Source organism: Paenibacillus sp. UNC217MF (genome assembly GCF_000686865.1).
Lineage (GTDB): Bacteria > Bacillota > Bacilli > Paenibacillales > Paenibacillaceae > Paenibacillus_B > Paenibacillus_B suaedae.
This window is the reverse complement of sequence record NZ_KK366027.1, coordinates 380,492-398,701: the sequence shown is the minus strand read 5'-3', so window position 1 is coordinate 398,701 and position 18,210 is coordinate 380,492. Positions and strand designations below refer to the sequence as shown.

Below are 18,210 nucleotides of genomic sequence, written 5' to 3'. Positions count from 1 at the left end.
AGGGGAACTATGCATTGGTAGGAACGGCAATATGGTTAACAGGGATTCCAAGCTCTGGTAAAACGACAACGGCGTTAGCTCTGTCAGCGGCTCTTCAGGAAAGAGGCGTTAGGGTCGAATGCTTGGACGGCGATGAGCTTAGACAAATGGTAGGACGAGAGCTTGGATTCAGTAGAGAAGATCGAATGGAGAATATTCGTCGTGCCGTCTATATTAGCAAGCTGCTGAACCGCAATGGTGTTACGACGATCATCTCCATGATTGCACCCTATTTGGAAATGCGAGACTATGCGCGAGCAGAGCTGGAGCCATACGTTGAAGTGTATGTGCATTGTCCCTTAGAGGATTGTGTGCGCAGAGATGTAAAGGGCTTATATGCAAAAGCAATAAAAGGTGAGATAACAGCATTTACGGGTATTTCTGATGTCTATGAAGCGCCGGTGCACCCAGAAATCACGATACATACGCACATAAACAGTGTGGAGTCTAATGTGAGTCAAATTTTAGAGTACTTGATGAAATAATGAGAGGAGGGAATGGCGTTGATTGAGCATAGCAATCTTGAAGAATATCAAGATCCGGTAAATTACGATCTTGAATTTGGCGGTGAAATGGACAAATATCAATTCTATCTTGAGCTTGCTAGATCGAGTGCTGGAGAAGTGTTAGAACTTGCTTGTGGTACAGGCTTAACAACGATCCCCCTGGCGAAAGCCGGCATAACGATGACTGGTGTAGATATCTCATCAGAGATGCTCGCATATGCGCGGTTGAAGGCGGAGGGGTTGCCTGTTACTTTTATAGAAGGCGATGCCCGTACTTTCGAATCGGACAAGCGATTTTCGATGATTTATTTGACTGGCAATGCATTTCAGGCATTCTTACGTGATCAAGATCAGATCGATTTGCTCACGACCGTTCACAAACATCTACAACCCCACGGAATCTTTGCATTTGAGACTCGTAATCCGGAGGGAACGGATTTATCCGATGAAGAGGAGACAGAATGGGGATCATTTATTGATAAGGATGGGAATACCGTCAAGGTATCAGGCACACAATGTTACGATGCCAGCCAGCAAATCATGCATTGGGTCACGATGCGTAATTGGGGGGATAAGCGAACGACTTCCCGAATTGCTTGTCGGTTCACGGATCAGAGTACGCTTCATTCTTTATTAACCCGTCACGGCTTTCACGTCGAACATCAATATGCTGACTGGGATAAAACGCCGTTCTCTCCGTTATCTTCATCGATCATTAGCGTTTGTAGGAAAGATTAGGAGAGACATACTGCATCGCAATAGAAAAAATCCCCTCAGGTTGAGGGGATTTTTGGTGATCCCTAGTTTACAATGTGAGCAGGTCCGTCCCTTATGGGATAGAGCTTTAACGGTCTGTTCAACGAGGGCGGGCGCTCCCGTACGGGACATGCTCATCGTAATGCCGTTTCCTTTTCCAGCATTTTGATAAGCCTGAACGTGTACACGCATCTTCTAAATACCACTTCATCCAGACCTTCAGCTGATCCTCACTCTTGATATTTAGCTCCTTCATTACTTCTTTCACAGAAATACTTACAAATCTCATCTCGATTGATTTCAATTTCAACCCCTGATTATTTCATGAAAATACGACATTCCACATCAAAAAGAGGTTATCCTCATTTTTATTGATGGAAATTTTACGGTAGACAATCTCTATAATAAAGAAACAGATGGGGCCATAAGTCTTATGGTCACCGGTAATTTGCGTGCGAAAAATATAGCTGTTGGCGGTCAGGAAATTTATGTATCAGGTAATCTGATGATTGAGTTGTGCGGCTCCTACAATCATGGAGAATCGATTGTTCAAGGTGATCTCACCGTCAAGCGCGTACAGACGAAGATGGAGACTACCTGAATGCCCGGATTGAAATCAGAACTCCTGATGGAGGGTGTTATTTTTATTCACTGGATCATGGAAATTATGTTTCACGGCATTATCAGCCACCTGATCAATATGGCATGCAGGACATGTCCTTATTGGATCTGAGGCGCTGGGAGGCATCTGAGCGGTATTTTGCTGGATTCAAAAAATTCATTGCTCAGAAAATATGAAAACGCGTACTGATTGTAGCATCAATAATTATAGGTAGTGGGTAAAAATACTGGGCTGATTTGCAAATCCATTTATAAACACTTACATGATCGAATAATGATGCAGAAACAAAGAAATCGTGACAGATAGACTAGGCTTATTGAAGGATTTGACGCTAGAAAATAGGTATGCAATTATCGTTGCAAATGATAATCAATATCATATATTATGGGGGTATAAATCTTTCAACACAGAGTGAAAGTGAAGGGGAGAGCAAGACGGTGAAATTGAATGAGCAAGCTTTACTATGGAACCAAGCATTCATCAAGATTATAGATGTACGGCATACAATAATGAAGCAAGGTGAGGAGTTGCATGCGTACAGAATGCCCTCAAGCGCCTTCTTATATGTAATTAGAGGCAGCGCACAGCTCCAGCTGGACGGCATTGCACACCACGTCAGCCGGTTTTCCTTGATCCATGGAGGCAAGGGAGTCTATCTTGATATTACTGCGGATGAGCTCCTGGACTATTATATGATTTTATATAAAGCGGTGCTGGCGCTGCCAGCCCGTCAAGAAACGATCAAGTTGATAGAGGATCACAATCCGTTTCAAATGCAATATGTGTTCAAGCCTCATTACCCGATCTCCGTCTTCCATCATGTCACCGCCATGAGCAAGGAGTGGCATCATTCGGATTTCATAGAGAAACTTCAAGTTAAAGCGATATTTTATCAAATGGTCTATGAAATACTAGAGCAAATGGAACGACAGAATGTCATAGCCGTCAAGCCTGACCTCGTGGCCCAAGCGGTACGCTATATTCATGAGCGCTATCAGGAGCCGATTACGCTTGAGACGCTGCTTGAACACCTTGATTGCAGCTCCAGACAGCTGCTGCGCGTCTTCAAGAAGCAAGTTAGAACGAGCCCGATCGATTATTTGATTCAATTACGGATGAGCAAGGCGAAGCAGTTACTTCTTTCCACTGATTTCACCTTGAAGGAAATTGCGGAGAGCGTAGGTTATACCGACAGCTATTATTTTAGCCGTATCTTCAAGAAATACGAAGGTGCTTCTCCTACTAGCTTTAAAGAAGCTGCATTGCAGCAGGAGCAGCGTCGAAATAATCCATCCGTCGTGTCCAGATATCCCATTGCTGCTAAAAGACAGCAACGTTATATTGATAATGAGTATGAGAATCATTATCATCAAAAGAGAGAAGGGGTATTACCGATGTATCGAAAGTCGAGAACAGCAATGGCAGCAACCTTATTATTTTGTTTCACCCTCTTGTTGAGCGCATGCACAACAGGAGGAACGAACGCCACATCGGCAAACAGTGGCTCGCCCAGTAATAACGTAGCAGCTTCCACAAGTCCGGCTGCAAGCAATGAGACAAGAGTAATTAAGCATGCGATGGGGGAAGAAACACTCACCGGTACCCCTGAACGTATTGTTATATTGACCAATGAAGGAACGGAGGCGCTGTTGGCAGTTGGCATTAAACCAGTCGGAGCCGTTCAGTCTTGGATTGGCGATCCTTGGTACGACCATATCAAGCAAGAGATGGAAGGGGTCACCGTTGTCGGAGACGAGCTGCAGCCGAATCTTGAATTGATCGCGAGTCTCAAGCCAGATCTGATTATCGGCAATAAGGTCAGACAAGAGAAAATTTACGACCAATTAAAGCAAATTGCTCCAACGATATTCTCCGAAGATCTGGCGGGAGATTGGAAAATCAATTTCAAGCTCTACTCCGAAGCTTTAAACAAGCAGGCAGAAGGAGAGCAAAAGATGGCGGCCTTCGACAAACGTGTCGCGGAAGTCAAGGCAAAACTGGGCAACAAAGCGGAAACGAAAGTATCAGTGGCCCGCTTCTCTGCCAAACAAGTTCGTATCTATCAGAAGCAAACGTTCTCCGGTGTGCTATTGAGCCAATTAGGCATTGCCCGCCCAGAATCGCAGGATAAAGACTCCTTTATGGAAGTCATGTCCAAAGAGACGATACCTAGCATGGACGGCGATGTGCTCTTCTACTTCGTATCGGAGGTTCCGGGCAAGAACGATGCGGCGAAGGTCGTAGAGGAATGGAAAAAAGATCCGCTGTTCCAGAACTTGAGTGTTACCAAGAACAACAAAATTATTCAAGTCGATGAAGCCATATGGAACTCAGCAGGCGGATATGAAGCGGCCAATCTGCTGCTGGACGAACTTGTTAAGTACTTTGATGTAAAGTAATTAAGGCGTATCGAATTAACAAGCTGACGCTGTATTCGCGTCAGCTTGTTGGCGATTTTGGCAGTTTCGTTGTTAAGGCTGCCAATGAAAAGGAGGCACGGTGCAGACATGAATGGTTCTCTCCTCACGCGAAGCAGCAAGCGGAAGCTCGCCGGCCTAGCTGTCAGCGCGATCCTGCTGCTGATTAGTATGTTGTGCAGTGTATTGTACGGTCTTCATCACTTCGGGTTGAAAGACTTGTGGCAGGCCTACAGTCAATTCGACGGATCCAATGAGCATCTTATTCTGATGACGGCTCGCGTACCCCGAACCTTAGTTGCGGCTCTGGTAGGAGCAAGCTTAGCCGTAGCAGGGGCGATTATGCAGGTTCTAACAAGAAATCCACTGGCTTCGCCCTCTGTCTTTGGCGTAAATGCAGGGGCAGTGCTATTTATTGTAATCGGGCTGCTCGCATACGGTTCCTCGTTAACGATGATCGGTATGGTCTGGCTAGCTTTCGCAGGCGCGATCGCAACATCGGTGGCCGTCTATACGCTAGGCCTGCAAGGAGGCGGGTTCGAGCCAGTGAAGCTGACCTTGGCTGGCGCTTGTATGGCTGCTTTCACTTCTTCTATTACATCCGGCATTATGCTTATAGATAAGCAGTCGCTTGAATCTGCCCTGTTCTGGATGATCGGCTCCGTGGAAGGAAGAAATGTAGAACATTTGCTGATGGTACTGCCCTATATGGTAATAGGGATAGCTATCTCATTCCTATTGGCGGGCTCTTTAAATATTATGGCGCTTGGAGACGATAGCGCAAGAAGCTTAGGACAGCGGTTGACTCTGGTGCGTGTCCTATCGGCTGCGGCAATCGTACTGCTCGCTGGGAGCTCAGTAGCAGCAGCTGGTCCGATCGCTTTTGTGGGGCTTATTGTTCCTCACTTGTGCAGATACATTATTGGACATGATTTCAAGTGGCTGCTTCCTTATACCGCACTAGTTGGTGCAATCCTTCTAGTGACTGCAGATTTAGCATCACGCTTTATTCTAGAAACCAAAGAAGTTCCGGTAGGCGTCGCAACGGCGATTGTCGGGGTTCCCTTTCTGATTCATGTGGCCAGGAGGAATTTGCATGCTTAACCCGCGTACAGCCAAATATACGATCATGTTTATCGCTTTAACCTTTATTGTTGCTGCCTTGTCACTTATTAGTTTATCGGTCGGGGGAGTTGGTGTTCCTCTAGAAGAGGTGCTTGCTTCTCTTGTCGGGCGAAATGCGGAAGCCAGCAACCTGATCATCATGCAGTTCCGTCTGCCTCGAATAACAGCCGCTATTCTCATTGGTGCAGCATTGGCAGCAGCCGGAGCGCTATTGCAGGGCGTCATTCGCAATCCGCTAGCTTCTCCGGATTTGCTTGGTGTAACGGGTGGTGCGTCGGTAGCAGTGGTTGCTTTCATGACTTTCGTGACGGGCTACAGCATTCACTGGGTACCGTTCATTGCGATCGGCGGCGCGTTGGTTACGGCTACCCTCAATTATGTATTGGCTTGGAAAAAAGGGGTGTCGCCGTTCCGGCTGGTGCTGATCGGCATCGGCATTTCAACCGCAATGGGGGCGCTCACTACATTTCTGCTCATTAGCGGTCCGACGTATTTGGCCGCGCAAGTGCTGAATTGGATGACAGGAAGCATCTATGGTACCAATTGGGCCTATATCGAAGTGCTCTGGCCGTGGGTAGCGATATTCATTCCTTTGTCACTGCTAATGGCGAAGGAATTAAATGTGCAATCTTTAGGCGAGGATGTCGCTCGAGGGCTTGGAAATAGGCTTCAACTCAGCCGGATGATTCTCTTATTTTATAGTGTTGCGCTTGCCGGCGCAGCGGTTGGTGCAGCCGGTACGATCTCTTTCATCGGATTAATGGCACCGCATATTGCCAGAAGACTGGTCGGAAATTGTTACAAGCTGATCATCCCGGTATCCGCGTTTATAGGTGCGATTATTCTATTGCTGGCGGATTTGGCAGGAAGAATGCTTTTTCAGCCGCTGGATATTCCGGCTGGCGTATTCACAGCAGGCATTGGCGCTCCATTCTTCATGTACTTGCTATTTAAACGCAAGAGGACTTAACTCATTTTTCATCTCAGATAGAGATAGAGATAGAGGAGGTGAATAATGGAACGCTCATTGAGTATGCTCCTGGTTAGATCATAGACTCGCTACTGTGACGAATAGAGTCCTTATAGCAAAGAGGCTTAAGGTTTTAGCATTTCTACTTACTAGGAAGCTGTATACTTTAGGCCTCTTTGTGTTTATTCTCTGGTTTGAGTGACTCCTTTCAGCCGAGAACAGAATCGATGTTTAGAACATTCAAAACTATCTCTTTAAGGTCGGTCCACTTGAGCTAACCGAGGGGACGGATTTGCTTTCGGGGATTATCGATCTCTTTGAAGAGGGAGCAGTCTTGGGGAAAGGCGTGCTCGAAGTGACGGGCAGTGACGTAGCAGTTTTCTGCGACGGTCTAATCAAAGATACAAAAACTTACGCTGACATCTATCAAGAATCTGTTGGCCAAGAAGGTAACAACAGGAATTTTCTATAATGCCCCCAAACACAAAACTACAATTCTATAGGGTGTAGTTTGGGCGGGGATACTTACTGTGGTAGGTCCATAAATAACAATTAGATCTCGGTTCGCAGGGGTTCCTGAAAAGTGTTGCCCATTTGTTAGTATGATTTGAGTATATGGAGAAATGGTTAATCGTAATCGTCCATCACTACTCTCCAACTCAGTATTAAAATAATCTACTTTTACATTCTGATAGGGGCTATTTTTTACCATGACAATTGCTTGATATTGTGGAGGGTAAATTAGAGGTGCAGGTGCATTTCCGTCATAATATCCAGTCACTTGATCTCCTACTGACACCATTACATGGTCTACAAAATAAGTTTTGGGCGACACCACGAAATTTACGATTTCCCCCAACCCGTTGTCTACAGCTATTAATTTATAACATCCTTCGCCATTTTGCCCTGTAAAAAAATCATTAATCATAGTGATAGTACCGTGAAAAGAATAAAAATTTGTCATTACAATACCTCCTTTTGCTGTGTAAAGATACGCACTATTCGTAAAGTCAAATATCCTGTATGTATAGTATGTAGGTTAATAACTATATGATTGTGCAGATGCCTATATAGGAGATTCCTCGTGTTGTGCTAACATCTATTAGCCTTGTAACATACCTTGATGATTCCAACCACTCCACACTTATTAGAGGAACTAATCTTTAACTTTACAGGAGCGGATTTTTGTTTTAATGGTATAAGTTCATGTCCCGAGCTAAGGATAAGAACTTGTATTCATAGCCGATTAGATACCTGCATAAAAAATAAAAGCGGTATTATTTAAGTCTTATTGTTCAGAGGGAAAATCCCTTAAAGAAAAGTGCTAATCATGACACTCCGATAACACGACTCCAATTGAGACGAAATTCTATTATGCTTATCTGTATAAATTCCTCCATATTGAGACATGATTCCAATCCCCTCCATGCTTTACCCATAGGCGTACTTACTTGGTTTTTGATCCCCAATTAATTGCGCGTTATGAATGTCAGCGTTCATCAGCAGTTTACTAGCTGATTCCATATTGTAGAGCAGAGTTGCTCACGCTTAATTTCCCCTTCCTACGTAGATTTCCAACCCGCTTGTCTATGCTTCTCACGATGTGATTAGGTATTGTTTTTCATGACTTTGTACGAGTATATAAGCTCTAAGGAGTTTGTATAAATCGGTTTAAGAAGGAGTGGATGCCCGCACGTTAACGGTTGTGCACAGCTTAGGCAAGATCCTATTCAAGAGAGGAGGCAGCTCACAAGATCGAGGTAAAGAAGGTGTCGAAAAACGAAGGCACATTATGACCAAACCAAATCATGGGAGGTAATGTGATGATGTTTCAAACCCGTTTGGATTCCCGTTTCATCCAGCGATTAACGCTGATTGGAGGCGGATTGCTGCTCGTGTTCGCTTGTATGTTCGCGTTCTCGAAGACCTTGTCAGCCCACGGATATATTAATGATCCGGCCAGCCGGGCGATCCAGTGTAAAAACGGATTAAATACCAACTGCGGCCCGATCGTCTATGAGCCTCAGAGCCTAGAGGGGCCGAAAGGTTTTCCTGCTGCCGGACCCCCTGACGGCAAAATCGCCAGCGCCGGCCTTGCCGGCTTCGCTCCGCTTGACCAGCAATCAGCTACTCGCTGGAACAAGGTGAGCATGAAGAGCGGCACCAACAACTTTACTTGGATTTTTACCGCTCGTCATGCCACGACAAGCTACCGGTATTTCATCACCAAGCCGGATTGGAATCCCAATGCACCGTTGACCCGCGCCCAGTTTGATCTGACTCCGTTCTGCACGATTAACGGGAATGGCCAGCAGCCGCCGGCCACGTTAACCCAAACCTGCAATGTGCCGCAAAGAGACGGCTACCATGTTATCCTCGGCGTGTGGGATATCGCGGATACCCAAAATGCCTGGTACATCGTCATCGATGCCCAATTCGGTCCTGGCGACAGCGTTGCACCTACGGCGCCGACTAATTTGGCCGTCAGCAACGTTGGCACAACGACCGCTACACTGACTTGGGGGGCCTCGACAGACAACATTGCCGTCACGGGTTATGAGGTGTACAACGGCGTCAATGTCATCGCCACGGTTCCTGGCAATCAGACGAGCGCCAATCTCACCAATCTATTGGCAGGCACGACTTATAATCTAGCTGTGAAGGCGTTCGACGCTTCCGGTAATCGGTCACCGCTCAGCAATAGTGTCCAGTTTACAACCACGAAATTACCGGTTGACGTGACGCCGCCGACCAATCCGACCGGCCTGCATGTGATGGGCACCCCGACATCGACGTCAGTTACGTTGATGTGGAATGCATCCACAGATGATTCCGGCATCGCTGGTTACCGGATTTACAACGGCAGCACGGTGATCGCTACTGTCACTGGTACGGCAACCGAGAAGGTCGTTACCGGTTTGTCGCCGAACACGCAATATACGTTTACGGTTCGCGCTTACGACCCATCGAACAACGAATCTGGTGACAGCAATGCCGTGACGGTGTCAACGCCTGACGGTCCGAGTGCAACGCCATGGGCTCCAAATACCGCTTATGCGGTCAATGCGCTCGTATCTTATAATGGCAAGGTGTACAAATGCCTCCAGAACCATACCTCCTTGCCGGGTTGGGAGCCGGGCAACGTGCCCGCGCTCTGGCAGCTGCAACCGTAAACCCAGGCTTTAAAAGAGCTGGAATCCCGCCGTTTGCAAAGAGCGGCGGGATTATTTTTCATGATAGATTCGATCGAGTGGATTCCATGCAATGACTCTACCATCTGGTACAAAGAAGTGCTTGTCGAGTTCACTCTATGAAAAAAGGAGCTTGAGATGGTATGAAAAGGAAAATCGCGTCTATCGCTTTCGTGTTTGTCCTGTTGTTCAGTTTTGTTTCCACTGGTTTGGCCGCCTCAAGCGGACCGGGTACAGGCAACAATACTTGGGCGCCGGTTCAAGCCCATGGCAATATTTATATCGAAGGCAACTTTATAAACAACGGGCAGATCAGCCTCGGGGTTAATTTTAATCTGTACCGGGTTACCCCGACGGGAGATGTGCTGGTAGGGAGTAATTCGACGAATACTATTGCGGCCGGTCAATATGCACGTCTCAAGGTTCCTTTGGCTTCGAATCAACCCGACGGACAGTATAGACTTGTCTTAAGCTCACCAGGTGACTTCACCGTCGTTGCCTATCTGGGCTACAATTAACGTTAAAAACCTCCTCGGCCACATTTCTCCTTACGTTGGCGATGGAGGTTTTCCTTATTTTTAACATATTAACGAACTCATATGTCTTTTAACAAAGTTAGCTGCTTTCGGAATCAATTTAGCTATTGACCTGAAATGGATTTCATACTTTAGCATACAAATAGGAGTTCTTTTTAAATATGCCAAAGGAGGATGATAACCATGTATACAACAATTATTTTTGATATTGATGGAACATTAATAAATACAGAACAAGCGGTGTTGAGATCCTTGCAGAAGCTGCTAAAAATTACCTATGATCGGGAAGTTGACTTCTCAGAACTTGCTTTTGTGCTAGGGATTCCAGGTTCTGTCTCCTTGAAACGACTGGGCATTAAGGATAATGACATCGAATATGCAAATCATTGTTGGAATGAGTTTATGGGGGATTATAAACATACAATCCATGTTTACGAAGGTATTCAACAGTTGCTTGCGAGTCTGAAAGAACATTCTATTTCTACCGGGGTAGTCACATCCAAGACGAAACAAGAATTTGTCGACGATTTTGTTCCGTTTGGTCTTGATCAATATATGCAATATGTAATATGTGCAGATGATACAACCTTGCACAAACCTAATCCCGAACCATTACTAAAGTTTCTGGATATCTCGGGGGCGAAATCTGGGGCATCCATATACATCGGCGACACCATTTATGATTCTGAATGTGCCAGAGACGCTGGTGTTGACTTTGGACTAGCTTTGTGGGGATGTAAGCATGGGGATTCTATTCCAGCAAAGTATAAGTTCAAACATCCACTGGACATGCTTACACTTTTAAATCTCCAGTAAAGGTATGCATTACAGCTAAAACTTCTCATCTAAAGATTGAATAGATGAGAAGTTTTTTAATATATGTAAATGATATTTATAGGTAAAGAGCATAGATTAGTTCAATCAGACTTATTGGGAATGATAAAAATTCATCTCAACTATCTGATGATGCCACTTTGACACCTGCTTGTCGGGGGACAAGAACACGGTCCTATTTAAAGTCGCTATTAGCGGATTTTTTAAGATTGATTTTTCAGATAGTCGTTATCTAGATTACATTTTTATACATTGAACTGTATTAAAAGTTCTAATACTCTTATAAAAAGGATATGACATTGTAAATTCATTTTAAAGTAAGAAAAGAAAGGATAAACAAATGAAAAAAAGAAAAAAGAAAAAGACTAATATCATTTTGGGGGTAACCCTTTTGGCTGTTATGGTTTGGATGAATAATACGAGTCTATTTTACTCGAAAGATACAAATTATAAGATTCTAGCTCATAGAGGGTTGGCTCAAACCTTTGATATTTCACAGGTAGCGTATGATACGAATACAGCTGAAATCATTTATCCACCTGAGCACCCTTATTTAGAAAATACAATTCCTTCCATGAAGGCGGCATTTGATCATGGTGCTGACGTAGTGGAATTAGATATTCAGTTAACGAAGGATCATCAATTAGCTGTTTTTCATGATTTTACTTTAGAGTATAGAACAAATGGTAAAGGTGAAGTCAAAGATTATAAAATGAACGAATTGAAGAAACTAGATGTCGGCTATAGATATACGGCTGATAATGGTGAGAGCTATCCGTTTCGTGGCAAAGGCATTGGCATGATGCCAAGCTTAGATGAGGTGTTTGCAGCTTTTCCTAATAAAGAGTTTTTAATTCATGACAAAGATGGGGATATGGAAACAACAAAAGTATTGTGGCATTCTTATTTAAGCAAATTGTCTAAGAATCAATTAGATAAAATAACAGTTTATGGTGATGGAGATAGCGAAGGGTTTGATTATTTACGTTCAAAACATGCAGAGTTGAAATTGTTAACGAAAACAATGATGAAAAACGCACTTTTAAAATACGAATTATTAGGTTGGACGGGATATATTCCGAAAGAATTGCATAATATGGAGCTTCATTTGCCTTTAAATTATGCGAAGTTCTTATGGGGTTGGCCAAATAAATTTATTGATAGAATGGAATCTGTCAATACGCGAGTCGTAATCGTAGAGGGAAATGGTAAATGGTCAGAAGGATTTGATACAAAAGAAAGCCTTGAAAAAATTCCAGCAGGATATCAGGGCTATATATGGACAAATAGGGTTGATAAAGTTACTAAATGATTTCATTCATCAAAAACAGTTGCTTCTTCATTGACCTTGAGGGAATGCGGCACGGGGTAAGGAATAGCGATTAGGGAATTAGAAAGCAATTAGAATCAGACATAGGAGGCACGGCCATCAAAATGTAACGCTGGCATGCCTCTTTTTTGTTTTCAGGATTACATTCCAACGTATAGTATAGGAAGAAAGGCCCGACAAGGGTTTGAATATACTTTTATACATATGAACAAAATACAATGTATTCTACACTCTGAAGCATATATCGCCGAAGTGGTTGATACGGAGGAAGCCTTTGTTAAGACCAAATAGGTTTGTTGAAGAGGTTGTATCAAAAAATCAACTAGCTTGCGTGGGTGAAACGACAGATGACCAATTATGAACAAGAAAAAAAGCTAGCTGCATTAACGGCGCTGGCTTATGTAGAAGACAAAATGATAATCGGGATCGGAAGCGGAAGCACGGCAAGCCACTTTATCCAACTTCTCGGAAAGAAAGTACGAGAAGGGCTTCAAGTAATCGGCGTGCCTACGTCCAAAGAGACGGAGCGCCTCTGTACATTACTTGGCATTCCACTGATCACAACTCAAATTCCGGAAAAAATTGATCTTACCGTTGACGGAGCAGATGAATTCGATCCGTATCTGCGGTTAATAAAAGGGGGAGGCGGCTACTTGCTAAAGGAAAAACTGGTTGCCTCTTGTTCCGCTAGAACGGTTATTATTACGGATTCCAGAAAACAAGTCAGCGTACTCGGACGCACATACGCGCTACCGATCGAAGTGATTCCGCTAATGTGGGGCCAGATCGCGAAGAAGCTTAGGTACTTGGGAGGCGAAGCGAAATTACGCTCATTTGGGACACCGCCTGTACCTTATTTGAGCGAAAATGGAAACTATATTCTAGACTGCAAGTTCGCATCTATCGATCAGCCAGAACGCCTAGCCGATGAGCTTTCCCGAATGAACGGCATCGTCGAACACGGACTGTTCATCGGAATTGCTGATGAGGTCATCATGGGGGAGAATGAGGGGACGAGATGTTTTCGCATTGGCTCAAAATGACAGAGTTTCAATGTTGTTTTTCCGGAGCAGCAATCGACATCAATATCTTGAGACGTTTCTCGCTGCCAGAGAAATATCCGCAACTTCGTTGGGATGAGTCATAAGGATGGCGTAGAGTCGATAGCAAGCGTTTATTCCACCTTATTACAAACCGTAAATTGTAGGAATAAACTCTACGGACGAGCTTTTGACTTACAAATTATATTAAATATTAGGGACATTAAAAACTGCCTAAAATGCGGTTTTTTTGTTTTATGTCATCAACTTCTTAACAAAATCTATACGTTTCCTTGAAAGAGTTGGTCTTGACATACACATTAAGCACATTGAGCAATTTGAATTGGAGAAAGATTAGTCATGACGAAGATGACATTTGCACTTAAGAAGCGGGTTCCATTTGCACGTGCTCAATGATTCCAAGAACCAGATGATCTCCGCCGACGGGTATAATTCGAGAAACTCATTCTTTAACAGCCCGACATTAACTGACGAACGCTGCATCGCTTCGCCTAGAGGCACGGAAACCATATTAATAACATACTCTCTGAGCTCTACGGTGAGCTCAAGCGGCGCATTCCAAACATTAATTAGCGTTGAGTTTGTTTCTTAAGCCAGTATTGGCGATTGTAGGTCTGAATGAAAGGTTGTTCGGATTGCACTTGAAAGGTGAAACTGTGCTTTCATTGAGTCCATGTGAAACAAAGTGGAACATAATGTAATCATTTTACGTCTACGTTATTAAAGGGAGGGGTTCGATGCTTCGAAAAATACTGCCGATTATATAAGACCAGAAGAAATGCTTAGAGATAAGGAAAAAGAAACAGTAATTGCGAATGCAACTATTAAGTTTAGGTTTGAAGGAAAACAGCCGACTGAGATGAACCTTTCCAAATTTCATGATGGCGAACAGACCCAAGTAACAATAAGTGAAAACTCCTTTCAAGCTCCTAAAGAAAAAGGTGCTTATTACTATTCTCTTTTTGCAACTTGGCTAAAAGATAAGGAAAAGAGAATTTCTGAAGGTAGTTCAAGCTACGTATTTGTTATCGAAGTGATAGATTAACTTGTTTGTTCAATGAAACCAGGGAGCAAACCTTAGGGGGGATTCAATGAGTGTACCTGCTCATTTGGACGGTGCGAAGGTGATAATGTATGTGGATAATGATGTGAACCGTCCAATCGCAAGAATGCTATATGAAGAAGATAATGGCTCTTCTAAGGAAATAATCATTACAGGGTTAGCACTTGCGAAATACGACGATTCCAATGATTATTATCTGTTCTTATGTGATAAGAACTGGGAAGTCTATCAAGATTTTGATATGGGATCAATCGAAGAGGCACTCCATAGTTCTATCGCAAGTTTTGAGCTAAACAAGAGTGATTGGAAGTATGTATAGATTACGCTAATAAGACACGATAGTTTAAACATATTTTGTTGAGCAGCTTCCGAAGCCAGCATACTTAATCAGTATGTAAACCTTTTAAAAAACAAAAAAAGGGACGGAGTCCCTCTTTTCAAAGAGTATATTAGATTTTAACTGTACCCGTTTGTCTGTCTGATGCAATAAATAATGGATTTCCAGTTTCAGTATGCTTCACACCTGCATCTGAAGTTAAGATGATGCCAATAGAAATCATCAAAAATAACAATGCATCAGGTGTACTATATACTTTTATTTTGATGAGAGACACAGCAGTAGGGTTTGAAATAGACACACTGATAAAAACATTAGTAGGAGCAACAGGCTATCTAACATTAACCACACTTCTCAGTGCAGCTGTAGGTGCATTACTAAGACGAACCACTCTTGCCTTAGTAATATTGCTTGGTTATTATTTCATTGTTAGTCCATTGTCGGGAGATTTTCTGCCTAATTATTTTCCGGATACGGCAGGATATTATATGTATATGCCGGCTTCCACTGATGAAATAAATATCTTTACACCAATGCAAGGGACAGGTATTTTAATGTTATGGACACTGGTTTTTATTACAGTAGCTATTATATTTTACCGTAAACGAGATGCCTAGATGCTCAATCCAAATTTAGGGGGAGAAGACTTGAAAAAAATTGCAGTATTATTATTGTCCTCATCATTGTTCCTGACCGCGTTGCCTACATACGTGCTGGCACAAGAAGCCAAACCGAACGTAACACGGGGAGAAGTTGTAGAATTTTTGCTGAATGCCGCAGACGATTACAATCCGGGCATCAAAAGAGAAGATATTTTGAAAGGTTACGGCAAAGGAGAGGCAAGAGAAGATCAGGAAGTGACCAGAATTGAAGCTTTGATCATGCTGGGCCGCGCGTTTTCGAACCTGCCTGCGCCAAAAGGCAATGATTTGCGCGTAGCCAACACCTCTGCATCCTATACTGACGTACCGAAATGGGGACAAGACGAAATCACCAAGCTGATTGCTTCTGGCGTGCTTACCGATTATCCGGACGGCAAACTCGGCGTTTCCGATCATATCACGAAAGAACAACTGCTTACGCTGACGAATCGGGTCATGGCCCTTAAAGGCTCGAATCCACGCGATGATTATTATGAATACGTTAATAAAAAATGGCTGAACGATTCCAAGATCCCAGCAGGCGAAATGTCCAACGGCGTATTTAACGAGCTGGCAAAAGCCAACGAGGACCGGACTAAAGCAATCATCGATGAACTTGTAAAAAAACAAAACCCAGCAGGCTCCAAAGAGCAAAAAATCGCCGATTTCTACAAATCGGTACTCGATATGGAAAGCCGCAACAAGCTAGGGATCAAACCGATTGCAACTTATATTACAGATCTGGACAAGGCTTCCTCCGTCAAAGAATTATTTGATATTAACATGAAGATGGAGAACGAAATCTCGAAAGGCGGTTTGTTGTCTTTTGCCGTGATGGGCGACGCGAAGGACAGTAACGTCAATGCGCTGTATTTCTCGGGCCTTGGCACGAGGCTTGACAAAAACAGCTATGTCTCCGGCGACGAAAAGACCAAAAAAGTGTACACGAACTACCTGACCAAATTGTTTGTACTGTCCGGTACCGACGAGATAGCGGCTAAAGCGCAAGCCGAAGATGTGTACGCATTCGAAAAAGAACTGGCTGCATCCTCAATGGATCTTCAGGATCAGGGGAAAGTTGAAAATTACTATAATCCTTACACCAAAGATAAATTCATCGCGCTCTTTAAATCGATCGATATGGGCAAATATATGAAAGAACTCCGGGTAGATCAAGCGGACAAAGTGATTGTAACCGACATTGGATTATTGAATAAAAGCGCGGAAGTTTTGAACGAGAAAAATCTGGACAAGATCAAAGCCTACGCCAAAGCCACTTTGTTGATGAATGCCGGTGGCACTTTATCGGGAGATTTTGTGAAATTGGCAACTGAATTTGAAGCCCAACTGTTTGGAATTGAAGGAGAAAAGACAAATGAAGAAATGGCGGTCATGACCACCCAAACCGTCATGAGTCAGTATCTCAGCCAGGAATTCGCAGAAAAATATTTCACGAAAGAAGCCAAACAAGACGTTGAACAGATGGTTAAGCAGTTCATCGAGGTTTACAAAGAACGGATCAAAGCGCTGGACTGGATGTCTGAAGCAACCAAAGCCAAAGCCATCAAAAAGCTGGATAAAATGACAATCAAAATCGGATATCCAGATCAGTGGAATGATTACTTGAAGGATGCTTCGATTAAAACTTTTGCGGACGGCGGATCGCTGTTTGACAACATAGTGGCAATTAATAAAGCACTCAAAAAACAAGCGTTCTCTTCGCTTGGAAAACCTGTCGATAAGAGCAGTTGGATGATGAGCACCTATGAGGTAAATGCTTATTATAATCCGCTGAATAACGAAATTGTGTTCCCGGCGGGCATTCTGCAAGCTCCGTTTTATGATATCAAAGCCAAACGCGAAACGAATTTGGGAGCGATCGGCATGGTCATTGCACATGAAATCAGCCATGCTTTTGATAATTTAGGTTCTGCATACGATGAAAACGGAAATGCGGTCAACTGGTGGACTCCGGAGGACTTTAAAAAATTCCAGGAAAAATGTGATCAGGTTATTTCCTATTATGACCATGTTGAGGTGCTTCCTGGCGTGTACAATAATGGCAAGCTGACGGTAAGCGAAAATATCGCCGACCTTGGCGGTATGGCGGCATCGCTTCAAGTACTGTCCAAAATGGAAAACCCAGATTTCAAAGCCTACTTTGAAGGTTATGCAACGATCTGGCGTATGACCATGAGTAAAGAAACGGCTGCGTACCTATCGACAGTAGACACGCATTCAGCAAACAAAGTACGCGTAAACCGTACCGTCTCGAACTTCCCAGAGTTCTATAAAGTATACGAAGTAAGCGAAAAGGATGCCATGTACGTCGCTCCTAAAGACCGCGTGAGCATTTGGTAAACCTGCAATAAATAAGCCTTTTATTTTGCCACGAGCAAGTGACATGAAATAAACGAAGCTGAAAAAGCTGGCTCCGGAAACCTACCGGCGTCAGCTTTTTTTTAGGCTCAACAATTAAAAGAAAGGTTTAGAGTAAGCTCTACGGATTTGTATGAAGCAGATTCATTTCTCCAAAAAGTCCAAACTCCCGAAGATCTATTTCAGAAGTTGGTGAATCCGGACAGAATGCTTTTCGATACAGACTGGGGACATCTGTAAACGAGCTGAAAACGATGCTAACGCAAAGTGGATTTCAAGATGTGGTGGTCGAGCCAAAAGAGGAATCCAGGGCGTTATTAAAGTTTGGGTTCCTGGGTCGAAGGTGGAGGGTTATATCGTTTAGCTGTAAAAAAGGGATCGAGCCGTAATTAAGTAGTCATCA

General features: G+C 43.6%; 16 protein-coding genes and 1 pseudogene. 16 read left to right on the top strand and 1 reads right to left on the bottom strand.

Features of this window, described 5'->3' with window-relative positions:
• The first annotated feature begins 14 nt into the window (after positions 1-14).
• The 7 genes and pseudogenes from cysC to BP95_RS30765 form a co-directional block, all read left to right on the top strand.
• Positions 15-524, top strand: coding sequence for an adenylyl-sulfate kinase (gene cysC, locus BP95_RS30775; RefSeq protein ID WP_021253350.1), 510 nt, complete (start codon positions 15-17; stop codon positions 522-524).
• Positions 525-542: 18 nt separating this feature from the next.
• Positions 543-1,283, top strand: coding sequence for a class I SAM-dependent DNA methyltransferase (locus BP95_RS30770; RefSeq protein ID WP_021253351.1), 741 nt, complete (start codon positions 543-545; stop codon positions 1,281-1,283).
• A gap of 451 nt (positions 1,284-1,734) precedes the next feature.
• Positions 1,735-1,902: a hypothetical protein gene (locus tag BP95_RS33210; RefSeq protein ID WP_021253352.1), complete on the top strand. Its 168-nt coding sequence runs from the start codon at positions 1,735-1,737 to the stop codon at positions 1,900-1,902.
• Between the two features lie 458 nt (positions 1,903-2,360).
• Complete coding sequence (locus BP95_RS0117755; protein ID WP_028532870.1) at positions 2,361-4,322, top strand: AraC family transcriptional regulator; 1,962 nt, start codon at positions 2,361-2,363, stop codon at positions 4,320-4,322.
• A gap of 108 nt (positions 4,323-4,430) precedes the next feature.
• A complete protein-coding gene (locus tag BP95_RS0117750; RefSeq protein WP_028532869.1) occupies positions 4,431-5,444 on the top strand; it encodes a FecCD family ABC transporter permease in 1,014 nt (337 codons plus the stop codon).
• Positions 5,437-6,435 (top strand): FecCD family ABC transporter permease, encoded by a 999-nt coding sequence (locus BP95_RS0117745; RefSeq protein ID WP_028532868.1) that lies wholly within the window; start codon positions 5,437-5,439, stop codon positions 6,433-6,435. The genes BP95_RS0117750 and BP95_RS0117745 overlap by 8 nt, the downstream gene beginning before the upstream one ends.
• A gap of 238 nt (positions 6,436-6,673) precedes the next feature.
• Positions 6,674-6,907: pseudogene (locus BP95_RS30765) on the top strand (DUF1048 domain-containing protein); the annotation flags it as partial.
• Here BP95_RS30765 and BP95_RS0117735 read toward each other — a convergent pair.
• A complete protein-coding gene (locus tag BP95_RS0117735; RefSeq protein ID WP_021253356.1) occupies positions 6,902-7,399 on the bottom strand; it encodes a hypothetical protein in 498 nt (165 codons plus the stop codon). The pseudogene BP95_RS30765 and the gene BP95_RS0117735 sit on opposite strands and share 6 nt — an antisense overlap.
• 862 nt (positions 7,400-8,261) lie before the next feature.
• Between BP95_RS0117735 and BP95_RS0117730 the strand changes: the two genes are divergently transcribed.
• The 9 genes from BP95_RS0117730 (at position 8,262) to BP95_RS0117685 (ending at position 17,789) form a co-directional block, all read left to right on the top strand.
• Positions 8,262-9,608 (top strand): lytic polysaccharide monooxygenase, encoded by a 1,347-nt coding sequence (locus BP95_RS0117730; RefSeq protein ID WP_028532867.1) that lies wholly within the window; start codon positions 8,262-8,264, stop codon positions 9,606-9,608.
• Positions 9,609-9,769: 161 nt separating this feature from the next.
• The gene (locus tag BP95_RS0117725; RefSeq protein ID WP_028532866.1) at positions 9,770-10,144 is read left to right on the top strand and encodes a hypothetical protein; all 375 of its coding nucleotides are present in this window, start codon (positions 9,770-9,772) and stop codon (positions 10,142-10,144) included.
• A gap of 201 nt (positions 10,145-10,345) precedes the next feature.
• Positions 10,346-10,978: an HAD family hydrolase gene (locus tag BP95_RS0117720; protein ID WP_021253360.1), complete on the top strand. Its 633-nt coding sequence runs from the start codon at positions 10,346-10,348 to the stop codon at positions 10,976-10,978.
• Positions 10,979-11,336: 358 nt separating this feature from the next.
• Positions 11,337-12,308, top strand: a complete 972-nt coding sequence (locus BP95_RS0117715; protein WP_028532865.1) for a glycerophosphodiester phosphodiesterase family protein — start codon at positions 11,337-11,339, stop codon at positions 12,306-12,308.
• Between the two features lie 365 nt (positions 12,309-12,673).
• Positions 12,674-13,369 (top strand): ribose-5-phosphate isomerase RpiA, encoded by a 696-nt coding sequence (rpiA, locus tag BP95_RS0117705; protein ID WP_028532864.1) that lies wholly within the window; start codon positions 12,674-12,676, stop codon positions 13,367-13,369.
• A 796-nt stretch (positions 13,370-14,165) separates the two neighbouring features.
• Positions 14,166-14,432: a hypothetical protein gene (locus BP95_RS30760; RefSeq protein WP_051614126.1), complete on the top strand. Its 267-nt coding sequence runs from the start codon at positions 14,166-14,168 to the stop codon at positions 14,430-14,432.
• A 46-nt stretch (positions 14,433-14,478) separates the two neighbouring features.
• Positions 14,479-14,769, top strand: coding sequence for a hypothetical protein (locus BP95_RS0117695; RefSeq protein WP_021253364.1), 291 nt, complete (start codon positions 14,479-14,481; stop codon positions 14,767-14,769).
• Between the two features lie 221 nt (positions 14,770-14,990).
• Positions 14,991-15,404, top strand: a complete 414-nt coding sequence (locus BP95_RS30755) for a hypothetical protein (protein ID WP_231515135.1) — start codon at positions 14,991-14,993, stop codon at positions 15,402-15,404.
• Between the two features lie 30 nt (positions 15,405-15,434).
• On the top strand, positions 15,435-17,789 hold the full coding sequence (locus BP95_RS0117685; protein ID WP_028532863.1) for a M13-type metalloendopeptidase: 2,355 nt from the start codon (positions 15,435-15,437) through the stop codon (positions 17,787-17,789).
• Positions 17,790-18,210: the final 421 nt, after the last annotated feature.

Bases quoted from the DNA above. Each gene is read 5' to 3' on its own strand.
- BP95_RS0117735 (WP_021253356.1), bottom strand. From the start codon at position 7,399: ATGACAAATTTTTATTCTTTTCACGGTACTATCACTATGATTAATGAT.
- BP95_RS0117715 (WP_028532865.1), top strand. From the start codon at position 11,337: ATGAAAAAAAGAAAAAAGAAAAAGACTAATATCATTTTGGGGGTAACC.
- BP95_RS0117730 (WP_028532867.1), top strand. From the start codon at position 8,262: ATGTTTCAAACCCGTTTGGATTCCCGTTTCATCCAGCGATTAACGCTG.
- BP95_RS0117720 (WP_021253360.1), top strand. From the start codon at position 10,346: ATGTATACAACAATTATTTTTGATATTGATGGAACATTAATAAATACA.
- BP95_RS30760 (WP_051614126.1), top strand. From the start codon at position 14,166: ATGCTTAGAGATAAGGAAAAAGAAACAGTAATTGCGAATGCAACTATT.
- BP95_RS0117695 (WP_021253364.1), top strand. From the start codon at position 14,479: ATGAGTGTACCTGCTCATTTGGACGGTGCGAAGGTGATAATGTATGTG.
- BP95_RS0117750 (WP_028532869.1), top strand. From the start codon at position 4,431: ATGAATGGTTCTCTCCTCACGCGAAGCAGCAAGCGGAAGCTCGCCGGC.
- BP95_RS0117745 (WP_028532868.1), top strand. From the start codon at position 5,437: ATGCTTAACCCGCGTACAGCCAAATATACGATCATGTTTATCGCTTTA.
- BP95_RS30755 (WP_231515135.1), top strand. From the start codon at position 14,991: ATGATGCCAATAGAAATCATCAAAAATAACAATGCATCAGGTGTACTA.
- BP95_RS0117725 (WP_028532866.1), top strand. From the start codon at position 9,770: ATGAAAAGGAAAATCGCGTCTATCGCTTTCGTGTTTGTCCTGTTGTTC.
- BP95_RS33210 (WP_021253352.1), top strand. From the start codon at position 1,735: ATGGTCACCGGTAATTTGCGTGCGAAAAATATAGCTGTTGGCGGTCAG.
- rpiA (WP_028532864.1), top strand. From the start codon at position 12,674: ATGACCAATTATGAACAAGAAAAAAAGCTAGCTGCATTAACGGCGCTG.